At 68.9% G+C, this 17,141-nt stretch carries 19 protein-coding genes; 12 read left to right on the plus strand and 7 right to left on the minus strand.

Annotated features, from left to right (window positions below):
* The 4 genes from B2Y21_RS15055 to B2Y21_RS15070 form a co-directional block, all read right to left on the minus strand.
* A partial coding sequence (locus B2Y21_RS15055) for a hypothetical protein (protein ID WP_292060643.1) occupies positions 1-504 on the minus strand: 504 nt, incomplete at its 3' end.
* Between the two features lie 46 nt (positions 505-550).
* Positions 551-1,024, minus strand: coding sequence for a GNAT family N-acetyltransferase (locus B2Y21_RS15060; protein WP_292060644.1), 474 nt, complete (start codon positions 1,022-1,024; stop codon positions 551-553).
* 72 nt (positions 1,025-1,096) lie between these two features.
* Positions 1,097-1,984 carry an alpha/beta fold hydrolase gene (locus B2Y21_RS15065; protein ID WP_292060645.1) on the minus strand — a complete coding sequence of 296 codons (888 nt, stop codon included), beginning with the start codon at positions 1,982-1,984 and terminating at the stop codon, positions 1,097-1,099.
* A gap of 5 nt (positions 1,985-1,989) precedes the next feature.
* Positions 1,990-2,487, minus strand: coding sequence for a Fur family transcriptional regulator (locus B2Y21_RS15070; RefSeq protein ID WP_003164191.1), 498 nt, complete (start codon positions 2,485-2,487; stop codon positions 1,990-1,992).
* A 164-nt stretch (positions 2,488-2,651) separates the two neighbouring features.
* Here B2Y21_RS15070 and B2Y21_RS15075 point away from each other — a divergent pair, with 164 nt between their 5' ends.
* Complete coding sequence (locus B2Y21_RS15075; RefSeq protein WP_292060646.1) at positions 2,652-3,443, plus strand: SapC family protein; 792 nt, start codon at positions 2,652-2,654, stop codon at positions 3,441-3,443.
* 123 nt (positions 3,444-3,566) lie between these two features.
* Here the strand turns inward: B2Y21_RS15075 and B2Y21_RS15080 are convergent, their stop codons facing one another.
* Together B2Y21_RS15080 and B2Y21_RS15085 are read right to left on the minus strand one after the other, a co-directional pair.
* Complete coding sequence (locus B2Y21_RS15080) at positions 3,567-3,974, minus strand: MaoC family dehydratase (RefSeq protein WP_292060648.1); 408 nt, start codon at positions 3,972-3,974, stop codon at positions 3,567-3,569.
* 17 nt (positions 3,975-3,991) lie between these two features.
* Entirely contained in the window at positions 3,992-5,014 is a 1,023-nt protein-coding gene (locus B2Y21_RS15085; protein ID WP_292060649.1) for an NADP-dependent oxidoreductase, read from the minus strand.
* Positions 5,015-5,352: 338 nt separating this feature from the next.
* Between B2Y21_RS15085 and B2Y21_RS15090 the strand changes: the two genes are divergently transcribed.
* A complete protein-coding gene (locus B2Y21_RS15090; protein WP_292060650.1) occupies positions 5,353-5,619 on the plus strand; it encodes a hypothetical protein in 267 nt (88 codons plus the stop codon).
* 52 nt (positions 5,620-5,671) lie between these two features.
* Here the strand turns inward: B2Y21_RS15090 and B2Y21_RS15095 are convergent, their stop codons facing one another.
* A complete protein-coding gene (locus B2Y21_RS15095) occupies positions 5,672-6,463 on the minus strand; it encodes a response regulator (RefSeq protein WP_292060652.1) in 792 nt (263 codons plus the stop codon).
* 199 nt (positions 6,464-6,662) lie between these two features.
* Between B2Y21_RS15095 and B2Y21_RS15100 the strand changes: the two genes are divergently transcribed.
* The 10 genes from B2Y21_RS15100 (at position 6,663) to B2Y21_RS15145 (ending at position 17,010) form a co-directional block, all read left to right on the plus strand.
* Positions 6,663-6,869 carry a NepR family anti-sigma factor gene (locus B2Y21_RS15100; RefSeq protein ID WP_292060653.1) on the plus strand — a complete coding sequence of 69 codons (207 nt, stop codon included), beginning with the start codon at positions 6,663-6,665 and terminating at the stop codon, positions 6,867-6,869.
* Complete coding sequence (locus B2Y21_RS15105; protein ID WP_003164198.1) at positions 6,866-7,468, plus strand: sigma-70 family RNA polymerase sigma factor; 603 nt, start codon at positions 6,866-6,868, stop codon at positions 7,466-7,468. Before B2Y21_RS15100 ends, B2Y21_RS15105 begins: the two co-directional genes overlap by 4 nt.
* 74 nt (positions 7,469-7,542) lie before the next feature.
* Positions 7,543-9,261, plus strand: coding sequence for a sensor histidine kinase (locus tag B2Y21_RS15110; RefSeq protein ID WP_292060660.1), 1,719 nt, complete (start codon positions 7,543-7,545; stop codon positions 9,259-9,261).
* Positions 9,262-9,309: 48 nt separating this feature from the next.
* Complete coding sequence (locus tag B2Y21_RS15115) at positions 9,310-9,447, plus strand: entericidin A/B family lipoprotein (RefSeq protein WP_024355200.1); 138 nt, start codon at positions 9,310-9,312, stop codon at positions 9,445-9,447.
* Between the two features lie 138 nt (positions 9,448-9,585).
* Positions 9,586-10,704 carry an alanine dehydrogenase gene (gene ald / locus B2Y21_RS15120; protein ID WP_292060654.1) on the plus strand — a complete coding sequence of 373 codons (1,119 nt, stop codon included), beginning with the start codon at positions 9,586-9,588 and terminating at the stop codon, positions 10,702-10,704.
* A gap of 61 nt (positions 10,705-10,765) precedes the next feature.
* Complete coding sequence (gene obgE / locus B2Y21_RS15125; protein WP_292060655.1) at positions 10,766-11,821, plus strand: GTPase ObgE; 1,056 nt, start codon at positions 10,766-10,768, stop codon at positions 11,819-11,821.
* 185 nt (positions 11,822-12,006) lie between these two features.
* Positions 12,007-14,901 carry a DNA polymerase I gene (gene polA, locus B2Y21_RS15130; protein WP_292060656.1) on the plus strand — a complete coding sequence of 965 codons (2,895 nt, stop codon included), beginning with the start codon at positions 12,007-12,009 and terminating at the stop codon, positions 14,899-14,901.
* Positions 14,902-14,927: 26 nt separating this feature from the next.
* On the plus strand, positions 14,928-15,236 hold the full coding sequence (locus B2Y21_RS15135) for a GNAT family N-acetyltransferase (protein ID WP_292060657.1): 309 nt from the start codon (positions 14,928-14,930) through the stop codon (positions 15,234-15,236).
* A gap of 53 nt (positions 15,237-15,289) precedes the next feature.
* Positions 15,290-16,513, plus strand: a complete 1,224-nt coding sequence (locus tag B2Y21_RS15140; RefSeq protein WP_292060658.1) for an NAD(P)/FAD-dependent oxidoreductase — start codon at positions 15,290-15,292, stop codon at positions 16,511-16,513.
* Positions 16,514-16,659: 146 nt separating this feature from the next.
* Positions 16,660-17,010, plus strand: a complete 351-nt coding sequence (locus B2Y21_RS15145) for a zf-TFIIB domain-containing protein (RefSeq protein WP_292060659.1) — start codon at positions 16,660-16,662, stop codon at positions 17,008-17,010.
* The last annotated feature ends 131 nt before the right edge of the window (positions 17,011-17,141 follow it).

The raw sequence follows: 17,141 nt of genomic DNA on the forward strand, positions 1-17,141 counted from the left end.
CTCGACCGCATCCGCCGGCGTCGAGGCCGACGCCGCCAGCAGCTGACGCGCCTGCGCCCGCGCGCGCGGATGATCGCAGCGGCACAGCATCAGCCCCTTCGGCCCTCTCCAGATCAGCAGCGGGCGGCGCGGCGGCTCGGCCCAGCGGTGAGCCAGGCGCTCGATCTCGCGGGTCAGTTCGGCGTCGTCCGTCGGAACGGGCCGAAGCTCATGGCCCTGGGCTTCGAGCTCGGAGGCGATCTGGGACAACCAAGCGGCGCCGCTGGAATCGGGGCCGTCGCGATCATGGACATAGACGGGCGTAAGGCCGAAGGCGGCGCCGCCGGCCGCCGCTTCCAGCCGCGCCTCGAATCCCTCGGGCGCGACGATCAGCTGAGGCTCATGACGCGCGACCGCCAGCCACCAGGCGGCCAGCGCCACCCCCAGCATCAGCAGGCCCAGGACAGCGCCGATCAGCGCCCCCAGCAGGATGCGCGGCAGTTGAGAAGAAGAGGCGGACGTCATCGTCCGTCAGGACTAGCATCGAACCGACGCGCGACAACCCCTGAGGCTAGGGCGTCGTCCTCATGGCCTGGGCCGACCAGCGCACCACGACCTTCTCTTCCTGCTCGGCGCCGAGGCGGGCGTAGAAGCGCCGCGCGCCGTGATTGTCCGCGCGAACCTCCCAGCGGCCGCTCAGACCCTCGCCCGCCGCCTCGGCCGCGAAAGCCCGCATCAGCGCCTCGCCTACGCCAGCGCCGCGCGCCTCTTCGGCCACGAACAGGTCGTCGAGGTTGAGGTAGTCCCCGCCCCGCCAGATGCCGTAGACCCGCGTCCAGGAGACGAAACCCGCTGCCCGCCCTGCGATCTCGGCCAAAAGGAAGGCGGCGCGCGGCGGCTCGGCCGACAACGCCTGCGTCAGACTGTCCGGCGTGGCGGCGAGATAGGGCGCCAGGCCCTCATGCTCCGCCAGAGCGCGCATCAGGGCGTGGATGCGCCCGGCGTCCGTCGCCGTCGCGCGGCGCACCGTCAGGTCTGCGGTCATATGACGATCCTCCCTCCCGGCCGGTTCCGTACAGCCTTTTGGCGCGACGGAGACGTTCCGCCAAGCGCGGGATCAGACCGCCAGGTCGAACAGGGCGTCGCGCGTGATCTCGGCGTGGGTCATGGGGAACAGATGGCCGCCGCCCGCCACCGCCTCGACCTGCATGTTCGCGCGGCGCGCTGAGGGTCGAACCGCGCACAGGCTGCCGGTCTCGCCCTTGAGGATGCGCACCGCCCCCGGATAGCGGGCCAGAGCCCGCCACGGGTCATGCGCCTGGGCGCCGTAGTTGGACGCCTCCCACGCCGGGCTGCAGGTCAGCTCCAGCCCCCGATCCGTCTCGGCCAGGCCGTCGGCCAGATAGTCGGCCAGCATCAGGTCCGGCCAGCCCTTGAAGGCGCCCCGTCCGCGATAGGCGGCCAGGGCCTGTTCACGGCTGCCGAACACCGCGCGACGCTTCAGGGTGCGCGAGACGATGGGAAAGTGATGCGACAGCCGGCTCGCCAGCGGCAGGTTCAGCGCCATCACCATGGCGCGCGGCCAGATCACGGGGTCGAGCAGCAGCAGGCGCGACACCCGTTCGGGCTGTTCGGCGGCGGCCAGCAGGCCGCTGGTCCCGCCGATGGAATGACCGGCCAGGGCCACCGGCGGGCCGCCGATCGCCTCCAGCAGGCCGATCAGGTCGTCGCGATGATCCTTCCAGCTGCGATGGCCCTCGGGCTCCGCGGGCAGGCGCGTCGCCCCGTGGCCGCGCAGGTCGGGCGCCCAGATGCGCAGGGCGCTGGACAGGGGCTGCAACAGGGTGCGGTAGGTGCGGGCGTTGAAGCCGTTGGCGTGGACGAAGACCAGATCGACCGGACGCTCGGGATCGCCGAAGTCCAGAACCGCCATCTCGCCGCCGCCCCAGCGGTTGTCGATGGGGACGCTGATCCGGCGCGGCGCCGACAGGGCCAGGGCGTCCATCAGGTTCAGGCCGCCACGCGACAGGCCGGGCAGCGGCCATGCCCTTCTATGGTGGTGCGTTCGATGGCGTAGCCGGCGCCGGCGGCGGCGCGAGCGAAGGCGTCGCCGCCCTGAACCGCCACCTCTTCGGCGGCGCCGCAGCAGTCGCAGATCAGGAAGGCGGCCGCATGGCCCTTGTCCTCGCCGAGCGCATCGGCGGTGCAGGCGACATAGGCGCTGATGGAGGCGATGCGGTGCGCCAGGCCCCGGCGCTCCAGAAAGTCGAGCGCGCGATAGACGGTCGGCGGCTTGGCGGCCTGGCCGTCCAGGCCGTAGCGGGCGATCAGGTCATAGGCCTTCACCGGCTCGCCCGCCGTCAACAGCAGCTCCAGCACGCGGCGGCGCGGGGCGGTCATGCGCTCGCCGTCGGCGGCGCAGCGCGCCTCGACGGCCGTCAGGGCGCGCTCCACCTCGGCGGCGCCGAGCTCGTGTTCAGCGTGTTCATGATCGCAGGCCAGACCCATGGCCTACAGCTAGGAGGTCAGGGCCGTCGCTGCAACCGCATCGACGGTCGCACCCGCTCGCGCCGCGCCCGGCGCCGGCTCAATGTGGCCAAACAGCGGCGTTTGCGGCGACCCCGGCCATGGGTTAGAAGAACCGTCCTTTCTGTTCAGAAGATCCTTTTTTCATGACCGACGCGACCCAAGCGAACAGCCCCCTGTCGGGCAACGTCCTGTTCTATTCCCAGCCCGAGCCCCTGTCGGCCGAGGCTCACGGCAAGCTGGGCGTGACCCCGGCGGACAAGCCCTACGCCTTCGTCGCCCAAACCAATGTGGTGCCGCTGACGGTGACGGAGTTCGCCCCGGCCGCCCTGACCTATCCGGTCATCTTCGTCGGCGACGCCAAGCAGCCGGTCGCGGCCATGGGCCTGAACGCCGGTGAGAACCTGTTCATCGAGGACGGCGACTTCCGCCCCGACGCCTACATCCCGGCCTACGTCCGTCGCTATCCCTTCGTCTTCGCCAATGACGAAGAACAGAAGCGCATGGTGCTGTGCATCGACCGCGCCGCCCCCTTCGTGGTCGAAGGCGGCGAGACCCCCCTGTTCGAAAACGGCCAGCCCAGCGGCTACGTCAATTTCGGCATGGAGTTCTGCAACAACTTCGAGCAGGAGCGCGTGCGCAGCGAATCCTTTGTCGCCCTGCTGAAGGAACTGGACCTGTTCGAGGTGCGTGAGGCCAACTACACCCCGCGCAACGCCGACGGCACGGCTGGAACCCCGCAGAAGATCGCCGAGTATTTCGCCGTCTCGGAAGACAAGCTGAAGGCCCTGCCGGCCGAGAAGCTGGCCGAACTGCGCGACAACGGCGCCCTGGGCCAGATCTACGCCCACCTGGTGTCGCTGCTGGGCTGGGATCGTCTGATCGCCGTGGCCTTGACCCGCGCCGCCAAGCAGCAGCCGGTCGCCGCCAACGCCTGATTTTTGAGGGCCTAACGCGCGTTCGCGCTGCTTGAGGCCCTTGGAACACCAAACGGCAAACGCCCCGTCAGGAAACTGGCGGGGCGTTTTCTTGTCCTTCTCTCCTTGCGAGAGAAGGAAGTCTTATCGGCGCGCGATCAGGGCGCGTGTCAGGCAGGAGAAGACCAGCCGCCCCGCCTCGTCCAGCAAGTCCTGCTGAGCGATGACGACGCCCTTTTCGTCGCCGACCGGATCCTTGCCCATGATGGTCAGACGGCCGCGCAGAAGCTCGCCCGCCGGGGGACTGCGCAGGAAACGCAGGCCGTCGACCGCCAGGGTCTTGGCGCCCGCCCAGCCGCTGGTGCGGTCGGCGGCCAGACGGCTCCACAAGGCGTAGACCATGGCCTCGGGCGCGCCGTAGGCCACATCCCACCCCGGCTGGAACCGTTCCGCGAACAGATCCAGCGCCGCCGCATCCACGGCGCAGGCGCCCAGGGGGATGACCTGACCGATCTCGAGATCCTCGAAATGGACGTGCAGCGGCTCGGTCATGCGTGGTCTTCCCTCCGTCAGGCGGCCGGTTCTTCGGACACCCTGACCATCAGCTTGCCGTCATGGTCGCCCGTGAACAAGCGATTCAGCGAGCCGACCGCCCCTTCCAGACCGTCATCGACATGGACCTTCCAGTGGATATTCCCGTCGGCCAGCCACGGCCCCATCTCGGCGACCATCTCCTTGGCGCGATGGGCGTAGTCGAGGACCAGGAAGCCCTTCACGTCCAGGCGGTGGGTGATGATGCGGGCGAAGTTGGGCGAGGGCGGCATCCGCGTGGCGTTATAGGCCGAGATCAGGCCGCAGACGGCCATGCGGCCGTGCACCTTCAGCCGGTTCCACACGGCGATCATGATGTCGCCGCCGACGTTCTCGAAATTGAGGTCGATTCCGTCGGGGGCCAGGCGGTCCAGGGCGTCGCCCACGTCCTCGTTCTTGTAGTCGACGGCCGCGTCGAAGCCGAGTTCCTCGGTCAGCCAGCGGCATTTCTCGGCGCCGCCGGCGATGCCGATGACGCGGCAGCCGCGCTGCTTGGCCACCTGGCCGGCGATGGAGCCGACCGCCCCCGCCGCCGCCGAGATGACCAGGGTCTCGCCGGCCTTCGCCTTCAGCACGTCGGTGACGCCGAAATAGGCGGTCATGCCGGTCATGCCCAAGACGGACAGGTTGGCCGTCAGCGGCAGGCCTGGCGCGCGGTGGACCGGCCGCAGCCCCGCCTCGGGCACGACGGCGTAGTCGGCCCAGGCCCCCGACAGAGGCATGACCAGATCGCCTTCCTTGTATCGCTCGCCGCGCGACTGCTCGACCACGCCCAGGGTCAGGCCGCGCATGACGTCGCCCAGGCCGACGGGCGGCAGATAGCCTTCGGAATCATTCATCCAGGTGCGGTTGGTCGGATCGATCGACAGATAGACGGTGCGGACCAGAACCTCGCCGTCCTTCAGGTCGGGCGTGACGCTCTCGACCAGCTCCAAGTCGCCATCCTGGATCAGGCCGTGCGGCCGCTGACGCAGGATCCATTGTCTGTTGCGCAGGCTCATCTTCCGTCTCCCTCAAGCGTTTTCTTTCAGAACCCATAGTGGCGCCTCGCCTCGAGAGAGCAAGCGCGTCGAACCGCGACAGCCCCAGCCTTCGACAAAAAAGAAGGCGGACCCGTTCAGGATCCGCCTAGGAGTCGCATCATCGAGAATGAGGCGAGGGCGAAGACCGACGGTCAGGCCGATCCGGGGGAATAGCCCTCGACCACCGGATAACGGCGCGCGCGAAACTCGGTTCCAAGGCACGCCAACCGCCCGGCGCCGTGCGGCCGTCACGGAACGGCCGAGCGACGGCGGCGTTGGCCCTAGAGGTTTCCCGACCGCCAAAAGGAGGCGAGCCGATGACCCATCAAGACCCGCATTCCCACTCCGCCGACGCCGTTCATGACCACCACGCCGTCGAGGCCCAATATGTCCGCCAGGGACGCAGCGGGCGGCGAACTCTGGTCATCCTGCTGCTCTCAGCCGGAGCCGCCGCCGTGCTGCTGATCGGCATGTGGGCGGTCAGCAACACGGGCTTCCAACGTCAAGACGGCGCCTCCGAACCGGCGCCGGTCGAGGCAGCGGCCGAAGCTCCGGCTGCGGCGCTGGCCGACAACGCCACCTAAACGCGAAAAAGCCCCGAGGCGGCGCTCGGGGCCCTTCGAAATAGCGTCGCCCCTACGCGGCCTGCTTCTGGCGCGACGGATGGAAGAACAGCGCCTGGCTGATCGCCGCCTTCACCGTCTCCGGCTGGAAAGGCTTGGTGATCAGGAAGGTCGGCTCAGGACGCTCGCCGGTCAGCAGCCGCTCGGGGAAGGCGGTGATGAAGATGACCGGCACGTCGAAGCGCTTGAGGATGTCCTTGACCGCATCGATGCCCGACGAGCCGTCGGCCAATTGGATGTCGGCCAGAACCAGACCCGGCGTGTGACGCGACACGGCGTCCACAGCCTCGTCATGGGTGGTGGCGGTGCCGGTGACGCGGTGGCCCAGCTCCTTCACCAGGCTTTCGATGTCGGCCGAGATGATGGCTTCATCCTCGATGATCAGGACATCCGTCGCCAGTTCGGCGTCGATGTCCGACTGGGCCTCGGCGATCAGACGCTCGACCGTGCGCGGATCGACGGCCAGGATCTGAGCCGCCTCGGACGGCGTGAAGCCTTCCAACGCCGTCAGCAGAAAGGCCTGACGCGAGCGCGGCGAAATCCGCATCAGGCGATGAGCGGCGTCGTCGCCCTCGGCCGTCCCGCCGTCCTCAAGCTGGGCGCCCGTGGCCGACCAGATGGTGTGGAAGACGTGATACAAGGCCACGCGCGGGGTCATGTCTGTCGGCAGTTGGCGCTCGCCCGCCGCCAGGGCTTCAAGGGCCACGCGGACATAGTTGTCGCCCGTCGTCTGATCGCCGGTCAGCGCCCGAGCGTAACGACGAACGTAGGGCAGATGAGGCGCAAGTCTGGCCAGAAGGCTCATATTGGTTCGTTCCCCGACAATCTTCGCGCCGCACGTTAGTCGGCGCACCAACGGACTCAACGTATCACATGGGCCACGGTTCCCGCGCCGTCATCAAGCTTGAGCATAAAAACGCCTGACGTTAGGAACCGTATGCGAGAGGCGGCGTTTTCTGCTTCTACAGGCGTTTCAACTGGCTTGGGCGGCAGCCGTAAACTCAATGATCAACACCAAGGACACCCCCGCTCACCCCGACGGGACACCGTCGCACGATCGAGGGCTTGAAGAGGTCCGTCTGCGCCAGCAGGCGATCGGCGTGAAGCTGCGCCACATGTTCGACGAGGTCGTGAACGAGCCTGTTCCCGACGAATTCCTTGAGATCCTCAGACGCGCCGATCAAGCGTCGTCCGCCAAGGAGGGACAGTGACCAGCACCCCATCCCGGCCCCCGTCGGCCGATGACGGCGCCTTCAAGGCCGAACTGGTCACCCTGATCCCCCATCTGCGGGCCTTCGCCCGCACCCTGACCGGCGACCCGACTGCGGCCGACGACCTGGCCCAGGAAGCCATGATGAAGGCCTGGGACGCCCGCGCCAGCTATCAGATGGGCACGAACATGAAGGCCTGGACCTTCATGATCCTGCGTAACCAGTTCTACTCGGAGAAGCGCCGGTCCTGGCGTCAGACCCAGTTGGACCAGGAAGCCGCCGAACGCACCTTGATCGCCGTCGATGATCCCGAGGCGCCCGTGGCCCTGGACGAGCTGCGCCAGGCGCTGCAGACCCTGCCCGAGGAGCAGAGGGAAGCCCTGATCCTGGTCGGCGCCGGCGGCTTCGCCTATGAGGAGGCGGCCGAAATCTGCCAGTGCGCCGTGGGCACGGTGAAGAGCCGCGTGTCGCGCGCCCGCAAGGCGTTGCAGGCCACGCTGGAGCGCGGCGGCTACGCCCGCGACGGAAAGTCCGCCGGGGACGCGATGCGATCCATCCTGGCCGACGCCGACAGGCTGAGCGGCTCCGGGCGGAGATAGTCGTGCTGCGGGTCGGCCGGGTTCTGGGCCGGATTCTGGGCCGCACGTTCGGGCGCAAGCTCGGACGGCCCAGCATGCAGGGAATCCGCTTCCGTCTCGGCGTGGCCATGGCCATCGCCCTGCTGCCGATCCTGCTGCTGGCTGCGATCCAGACCGAGGCCGGCTTCCGCCGCCAAGCCGCCGAGCAACGCATCGACCTGCAACTGGCCGCCGACCGCAGCGCCGCCCACGCCAAGAACAACATCGACAGCGCCGTGGTGCTGTTGCAGGCCCTTGCCCCCGAGGGCGTCGGCTTCTATTGCGAGCCGCGCCTGACCGCCTTGGTCGAGCGGATGGACAGCATCGCCGGTCTGGCGCGTTTCAGCGCCACGGGCGAGCCGGTCTGCGCCTCCCGCCCCATTCCCCCGCCCTCGGGCGCCGAGGTGCGCGAAAGATCCTGGTACCAGCGGCTGAAACGCGGTGAAGACGTGGTCATGGAATGGACCCCCGGCCAGCAGAACGCCCTGCTGGTCGCGGTGCGTTCCGAACGCCCCATGGGCGCCTTCCAGGGGGCGATGGCCGCCATCCTTCCGCTCGCTGCGCTGCAGCCGGACATTCGCGACCCCGCCCTGCCCGCCGGCGCTCAGGCGGCGGTGATCGACACCACCGGCCGCGTGCTGACCGCGACCGACGCCCAGGCCTTCCAGCTCAACGATCCCCAGGCCATCGCCGCCTGGGCCGCTCAGGCTCAGCGCGGCGACACCGCCCTGTTCGAAGCCAAGGACGCGCGCGGTCGCCGCCATGTCTATGCGGGCGCGCCCTTGTCGGGACGCGACGTCTTCGTCCTGCTGTCCGCCCCGGCGCCGGGCCTGCTGTCCTGGGCGCGACTGAACCCCTTCGGCACCCTGCTGTTGCCGCTGGCGGCCTGGCTGGCGACCTTCGCCGCCGTCATGCTGCTGTCCGAGCGGATCGTGGTGCGCTGGCTGGCCTATCTGGAACGAGTGGCCGCCATCTATGCGCGCGGCCGCTTCTCGGTCCGCCCGGTCCAGGCCGAGCACGCCCCGGCCGAGATCCGCGTCCTGGCCCGCACCCTCGGCGCCCTGGGCGACAACATCACCCGGCGCGACAAGGCCCTGCTGGAGGCCCTGGACGAGAAAGACGCGCTGATGCGCGAAATCCATCACCGGGTGAAGAACAACCTGCAGATCATCTCCTCCCTGCTGTCGATGCAGCAACGGGCGGTGACCGACCCCAGCGCCCGCGCGGCCCTAGGCGACACCCGCCAGAGGATCGCCGCCCTGGCCCTGATCTACCGCATCCTCTACCAGAGCGAGCACGTCCGCGAGGCGGACTCCGAGACCTTCCTGCGCGAGCTGGTCGGCCAGTTGATCGCCGGCGAGGCGGTGCGCGGCCCCCTGGTGACGACGACGATCCAAGCCGATCCCCTGGTCATCGACCCCGACAAGCTGGCGCCCCTGGCCCTGTGGGTGGTCGAGGCCGTCTCCAACGCCCAGAAACACGCCTTCGCCGAGCGCGGCGGCGACCTTCAGGTCCGCTTCCGCGTGCAGGGCGACGTCAGCGTTCTGGAGGTGCAGGACGACGGCCCCGGCGTCGCCGACGCCGCCGAGGCGGGGGTGGGCCGCACCCTGATGATCGCCTTCGCCAAACAGCTGCGCGGCGAGGCCGAAACCGTGCCCGCGCCCGAAGGCGGCTCGATCGCCCGCCTGACCTTCGTCACGCCCGAAGCCCATGGACCGGCCCATGTGCGCGAGGTCGCCGCCTTCCGTCTCAGCGGAACCCAGGCTCAAGCGTAGCGTTGTTTCCGGGACGGGCGCCAAGCCCGAAACCCTCAGGAGCCTCTCATGCGCAAACTCATCATTCTGGCCGTCGCCGCCGCCGCCCTGACCACCGCCGCCTGCAACACCATTCAGGGCGTGGGCAAGGACACCCAGGCCGCCGGCCAAGCCGTCGAAGGCGCGGCCCGCGACGCCAAGAACTGATCTCTTTTTGATCAAAAGGCTGCGCCTGGACCCCGCCGAGACCATCGCTCGGCGGGGTTTTATTTTTCGCTGGCGCGACCTTGGCGGCTTGTTTAGCGTCGCCGCGCCCTATGCCAGGGCCAGGACTTTGAAAAGAAGATGCGCGTCGGCTGCCCCCGAGAAATCAAGACCAATGAACATCGCGTCGGCCTGACGCCCGCCGCCGTGCGCGAATACGTCGCCCACGGCCACGCCGTCGTCATGGAGGCCGGCGCGGGTCTCGGAGCAGGCTTTTCCGACGCCGACTACGTCAAGGCGGGCGCGCGCATCGCGCCGGACGCCCGCACCGTCTTCGCCGGCAGCGACATGATCGTGAAGGTCAAGGAGCTGCAGCCGACCGAGTTCGCCCTGCTGAACGACGGCCACATCCTCTTCACCTATCTGCACCTGGCGCCCGATCCCGAGCAGACGAAGGCCCTGCTGGCCTCGGGCTGCGCCGCCGTGGCCTATGAGACGGTGACGGACCGCAACGGCGGCCTGCCGCTGCTGGCGCCCATGTCCGAGGTGGCGGGGCGCATCGCCGTCTTCTCGGCGGCCGAGACGCTGCTCAAGCACAAGGGCGGCATGGGGCTGCTGTTCTGCGGCGTGCCGGGCGTGGCGCCGGCGCGCGTGCTGGTGCTGGGCGGCGGGGTCGTGGGGTTGAACGCCGCGCGCATGGCCATGGGCCTGGGCGCCGAGGTGGTGGTGCTGGAGCGCTCCATCCCTCGCATGCGCCAGATCGACGAAGTGACCGGCGGGCGGGTCATCACCCGCTATTCCTCCCTGCACGCCATCGAGGAGGAACTGCCCAAGGCCGATGTGGTGATCGGCGCCGTCCTGACGCCGGGCGCCGAGGCGCCGACCCTGGTGCGGCGCGACCAGTTGGCGTCGATGAAGAAGGGCAGCGTCCTGATCGACGTCGCCATCGACCAGGGCGGCTGTTTCGAGACCTCGCGTCCGACCACTCACGACCAGCCCACCTATGTGGTCGACGACGTCATCCACTACTGCGTCGGCAATATGCCGGGGGCCGTGCCGCGCACCAGTTCGGAAGCCCTGAACAACGCCACCCTGCCTTTCGGCCTGGCCCTTGCCGACCACGGGTTGGAGGCCCTGCGCGCGGACCCGCATCTGGCCAAGGGGCTGAACGTGCTGAAGGGCGAGATCACCCATCCGGCCGTGGCCCAGGCGCTGGGCATGGACTGGCGCGACCCCTTCGGCGTCTGGGCGCGCGGCTGAAATCCCACCCGTGAATTTCGGCCGCCTGTAATTCGCCGCGCTTCTGGGCCATAAGGCGCCCATGAAGTTCCTCGATCAGGCCAAGATCTATATTCGCTCCGGCAACGGCGGCGCGGGCTCTGTCTCGTTCCGTCGCGAAAAATTCATTCCCAACGGCGGTCCCGACGGCGGCGACGGCGGCAAGGGCGGCGACGTCTGGGTCGAGTCGGCCGACGGGCTGAACACCCTGATCGACTTCCGCTATCAGCAGCATTTCAAGGCCGCGACCGGCAACCACGGCCAGGGCCGTCAGATGCACGGCGCCAAGGGCGAGGACGTGGTCCTGCGCGTCCCCGTCGGCACCCAGGTGCTGGACGAGGACAAGGAGACGGTGCTCGTCGATCTGGACGAGGCGGGCCTGAAGGTGAAGCTGCTGTCCGGCGGCAACGGCGGCTGGGGCAACACCCGCTTCAAGGGGCCGGTCAACCAGGCCCCGCGCCACGCCAACCCCGGCCAGGAAGGCCAGGAGCGCTGGATCTGGCTGCGACTGAAGCTGATCGCCGACATCGGCCTGGCGGGCCTGCCCAATGCGGGCAAGTCGACCTTCCTGTCGGCTGTCTCGGCCGCGCGCCCCAAGGTGGCGGACTATCCCTTCACCACCCTGACGCCGAACCTGGGCATGGTGGACCTGAGCCCGTCCGAACGCTTCGTCATCGCCGACATCCCCGGCCTGATCGAAGGCGCCAGCGAGGGCGCAGGTCTGGGCACCCGCTTCCTGGGCCACGTCGAGCGCTCGGCCAGCCTGATCCACCTGATCGACGGCACGCAGGACGATGTGGTCGAGGCCTATCGCATCATCCGCGGCGAGCTGGAGGCCTATGGCGAGGGCCTGGCCGACAAGGTCGAGATCCTGGCGCTGAACAAGATCGACGCCCTGACGCCCGAGGCCCGCGAGGAGAAGGCGGCGGAGCTGGAGGCGGTCGCCGGTCGTCGGCCCTATCTGGTGTCCGGCGTCTCGGGCGAGGGCGTGACCGGACTGCTGCGCGCCGCCTGGGCCGAGGTGAAGAAGACCCGCGGCGAGGTCTCGGACGAGGGCGAACACGTCATCCCCGAAACGCCGGGCGGCTGGCAGCCGTAAGAAACGCAGGCTCTCCTCCCCATGCAATGGGGAGGTGGATCGGCGGCATCGCCGACGAGACGGAGGGGCTTCTTGGTTCCGCCGTCCTTGGCCCCTCCACCACTGCGTGGTCCCCCTCCCCACACAGTGGGGAGGAAAGCCGAACCGCAGATGACGCCGCGCCTTCGGCCCCCTATGTTCGCGCCATGACCGACGCGCCCGCCGAAATCCCCGCCCGCCCCCTCACGCAAGACGGGCCGCCGCTCAGGCTGTGGTTGATCGACGCCTCGGCCTACATCTTCCGCGCCTATCACGCCCTGCCGCCGCTGACGCGCAAGTCGGACGGCCTGCCCGTGGGCGCCGTGCAAGGCTACTGCAACATGCTGTGGAAGCTGCTGAAGGACATGAAGGGCGAGGACGGGCCGACGCACCTGGTCGCCGTCTTCGACCATTCGGAGAAGACCTTCCGCAACGATCTCTATGACCAGTACAAGGCCCACCGCCCCCCGGCGCCCGAAGATCTGGTCCCGCAGTTCCCGCTGGTGCGCGAGGCGACCAAGGCCTTCGGCGTCCACTGCGTCGAGATGGCCGGATATGAAGCCGACGACCTGATCGCCACCTATGCCTGTCAGGCGCGCGACGCGGGCGGCGAGGCCGTGATCGTCAGCTCCGACAAGGATCTGATGCAGCTGATCGGCGACGGCGTGGTCATGTACGATCCGATGAAGGATCGCCGCCTGGAAGAAGAGGCCGTGTTCGAGAAGTTCGGCGTCACGCCGGACAAGGTGGTCGAGGTTCAGGCCCTGATCGGCGACAGCGTCGACAATGTGCCGGGCGCCCCCGGCATCGGCCCCAAGACGGCGGCCCAGCTGATCCATGAATACGGCGATCTGGACACCCTGCTGGCGCGCGCCAGCGAGATCAAACAGCCCAAACGCCGCGAGACCCTGATCAACTTCGCCGACCAGATCCGGCTGTCGCGCGAACTGGTGAAGCTGACCTGCGACGCGCCGATTCCCGAGCCGATCGACGACTTCATCATCCGCGACCCGGACCCGGAGACCCTGTCGGCCTTCCTGGAGACGATGGAGTTCCGTTCGCTGGCCCGCCGCGTCGGCGACGGCAAGGCGCCGCAGAAGGAAGGCTCGGCCTTCGCCCGCCCGATCAGCGCGCCCGTCGCCACCCCGCGCTATGGCCAGACCGAGGTCGCCGCCCCGGCCGAGCCCCAGGCGATCGACCTCGACCGCTATGAATGCGTGCAGACGCTGGAAGATCTCGACCGCTGGATCGCGCGGGCGAAGGCGGCGGGCGTGGTCGGCTTCGACACCGAGACCGACGCCCTGTCCTCGACCCACGCCGGGCTGTGCGGGGTGTCGTTGGCGGTCGGGCCGAACGAGGCCTGCTACATCCCTCTGACGCATGAGCACGAGCCGACCGGCGACGGCGGGCTGGACTTCGGCGACGGCGGCGATGCGCGCCCGCCCCTGCAGCAGATCGACAAGCCGACGGCCCTGGCCCGGCTGAAAGCTCTGCTGGAAGACCCGTCGGTGCTGAAGGTCGGCCAGAACATCAAATACGACCTCGCCGTCATGGCGCGGCGCGGCGTGCGAGTCGCCCCGATCGACGATGTAATGCTGATCTCCTACGTCCTCGAAGGCGGTCTGCACGGCCACGGCATGGACGAGCTGGCGCGCCTGCACCTCGGCCATGAGCCCATCCCGTTCAAGAGCGTGGCCGGGACCGGCAAGAGCCAGAAGAGCTTCAAGCACGTCGAGCTGAAATCGGCCGTCTGCTACGCCGCCGAGGACGCGGACGTGACCCTGCGCCTGCATCGCCTGCTGAAGCCGCGCCTGGCGGCCGAGGGGCTGTCGAGCGTCTATGAGACGCTGGAGCGCGGGATGCCCGCCGTCCTGGCCGACATGGAGCGGGCCGGGGTGCGGGTCGATCCGGACCGGCTGCGCTCCCTGTCCTCGACCTTCGGCCAGCGCATGGCCGAGCTGGAGGAAGAGGCGCACAAACTGGCCGGCCGCCCGTTCAACGTCGGCAGCCCGCGCCAGATCGGCGAGATCCTGTTCGGCGAGATGAACCTGCCCGGCGGCAAGAAGACCGCCAGCGGCCAGTGGGGCACCGACGCCAGCGTGCTGGAGGATCTGGCCCAGAACCATCCCCTGCCCCGCACCATTCTGGACTGGCGTCAGCTGTCGAAGCTGAAGGGCACCTATACCGACGCCCTGGTCGCGGCCATGGACCCGCAGACGAACCGGGTCCACACCTCCTATCAGCTGGCGGCGGCGACGACGGGGCGTCTGGCCTCATCCGACCCCAACCTGCAGAACATACCGATCCGCACCGAGACGGGCCGCCAGATCCGTCAGGCCTTCATCGCCTCGCCCGGCCATGTGCTGATCAGCGCCGACTACAGCCAGATCGAACTGCGCCTGCTGGCCCACATCGGCGACATCCCCGAGCTGAAGCGCGCCTTCAAGAACGGCCTCGACATCCACGCGGCGACCGCCTCGGAAATGTTCGGCGTCCCGGTCGAGGGCATGCCCAGCGAGACCCGCCGCCGGGCCAAGGCCATCAACTTCGGCATCATCTACGGCATCAGCGCCTTCGGACTGGCCGCCCAGCTGGGCATCGAACAGGGCGAGGCCGGGGCCTACATCAAGACCTATTTCGAGCGCTTCCCCGGCATCCGCGCGTACATGGACAGGACCAAGGCGCTGGTGAAGGAGCAGGGCTTCGTCACCACCGTCTTCGGGCGACGCATCCACATCCCGGCCATCCACTCCAAGTCGGGCGCCGAGCGCCAGTTCGGCGAGCGCGCGGCCATCAACGCCCCGATCCAGGGCGCCGCCGCCGACATTATCCGCCGCGCCATGATCCGCATGCCCGGCGCCCTGGCGGAAGCGGGCCTTCAGACCCGCATGCTGCTGCAGGTGCACGACGAACTGGTGTTCGAAGCCCCCGAGGCAGAGGCCGAGCGCGCCGTCGCCATCATTCGCCGCGTGATGGAGACCGCCGCCGAACCGGCCGTGGCCCTGAGCGTTCCGCTTGACGTCGAAGCCAAGGCCGCCGGCAACTGGGACGACGCGCACTAACCCTATCTCCAACCAAGGACGACGACATGAGCCTGGACCCCGAAATCCGCGACAACGAAGAGGCCAAACGCTACGAGCTGGACGTCGACGGCGAGACCGCCGTGGTCATCTACAACCCCGTCGCGGGCGGGCGGCTGATCACCGAGACCATTGTGCCGGTCCCGCTGGAAGGGCGCGGCATCGCCAGCCGCATGGCCAAGCACGTCCTGGCCGATCTGAAGGCGAAGGATCTGCTGATCCTGCCGACCTGCCCCTTCTTCTCCAGCTATCTGAAGAAGCACCCGGAATACGCCGATCAGGTGCATCCGACCTATCGGGCCATGCTGGGCCTGTAGGCCATCGCTTCGCGCCCTTCCCTGGCCGGGCCTGCTCCTGCTAGGGCGGGGCGATGAAGTCTTCAGACATCGACGTCCTGATCGTCGGCGCCGGCGCGGCCGGCATGATGTGCGCCATCGAGGCGGGCAAGCGCGGCCGCCGCGTGCGCGTGATCGACCACGCCCGCGCCCCCGGCGAGAAGATCCGCATCTCGGGCGGCGGGCGCTGTAACTTCACCAATCTGGGGACCGGCGGCGCCAACTTCCTGGGCGAGAATCCGCGCTTCGCCCTGTCGGCCCTGCGCCGCTTCACCCAGCACGACTTCATCAAGATGGTCGATCGCCACGGGATCGCCTGGCACGAGAAAACGCTGGGCCAGCTGTTCTGCGACGACAGCGCCAAGCAGATCATCCGCATGCTGACGGACGAGATGAAAGCGGCGGGCGTCACCCTGTCGCTGGGCCTCGGCGTCAAGGCGGTGGAGCGCGCGGGCGAGCGGTTTCAGGTCGATCTGGACGACGGATCGCGCGTGACGGCGGCCTCGCTGGTTGTCGCGACCGGCGGCAAGTCCATTCCCAAGATGGGGGCCACCGGCTGGGGCTATGAGGTCGCGCGGCGCTTCGGCCTGCGCGTCACCGACACCCGGCCCGCGCTGGTTCCTCTGACGTTCGAGCCGGGACTGCTGGAACAGCTCAAGCCGCTGGCGGGCGTGTCGGTCGACGCCGTGGTGCGGCACAAGGCGCCCAAGGATGCGGGCGCCGGCCGCCCGACCAAGGAAACCGTCTTCCGCGAAGGCCTGCTGTTCACCCATCGCGGCCTGTCGGGGCCGTCGATTCTGCAGATCAGCTCCTACTGGCGCGAGGGCGAGGCGATCACCGTCGATCTGGCCCCCGACCGCGACGCGGCGGCTGAAATTCTGGCCGCCAAGACCGAAAACGGCAAGCAGGCGGTCCATACGGCCGTCGGCCACGTCGTGCCGCGTCGTCTGGCCGAAGCCCTTTGTGTGCGCGAAAACCTGTCGGGCAAGCTGGCCGAGGTCGGCGACAAGAAGCTGCGCGCCCTGGCCGAAGGGATCAACGCCTGGACGGTCAAGCCCGTCGGATCGGAAGGCTATCGCACGGCCGAGGTCACCCTGGGCGGGGTCGACACCGCCGCCCTGGACCAGCAGACGATGGAGGCCAAGGCGGTCCCCGGCCTGTTCTTCATCGGCGAGGTCGCGGACGTCACCGGCTGGCTGGGCGGCTACAACTTCCAGTGGGCCTGGTCGTCGGGCTGGGCGGCGGGCCAGCACTGCTGACCGCATGAAAACAGAGCCTGCGGCGACGCGGCGCGTTGTCGCGCGGGCGGGCGCTCCCTACCTCTTTTGCGGTAGCGGGACGGGCCCCTCTGGCGGCGCTTCGGCGGCGTGATGTCGGACCGCATTCAACGACGAAAGAGGATGTCATGCCCCTGCTGATGTGCCCGAACGACAATGCGCCCATGCAGACGCTGGACCGCCACGGCGTCCAGTTCGACATGTGCCCGACCTGCCGCGGGGTCTGGCTGGATCGCGGCGAGCTGGAAAAACTGATGGAATCGGCGACCGACGAAGGGCGCGCCGCCGCGCCCGCCGCCTACGCCCCGCCCCCGCAGCCAGCCCCCGTTCAGCCTCAGCAACCCTGGGGAAGCCAGCCGACCTATCGCGAGCCGCCGCGTCCTCGCGACGACCGCTATGACCACGACCGTCGCCGGGACGACGACTACCACTACCGCAAGAAGAAGAAGCGGTTGGACATCTTCGACATCTTCGACTGACGCGCGAAGGGCGGTCAGGCCGCCAGGCCGACCGCCTGCATCAGCGGCCGCAGGGTCAGCACCGCCTGCGGCTCGGCCCCCAGGGCGGCGCGGGTGTCCGGCGCGCGCATCAACCGCACCGCTTCGGCGCG

It is taken from the genome of Brevundimonas sp. UBA5936, from assembly GCA_002430835.1.
In the GTDB taxonomy this organism is placed as follows: domain Bacteria; phylum Pseudomonadota; class Alphaproteobacteria; order Caulobacterales; family Caulobacteraceae; genus Brevundimonas.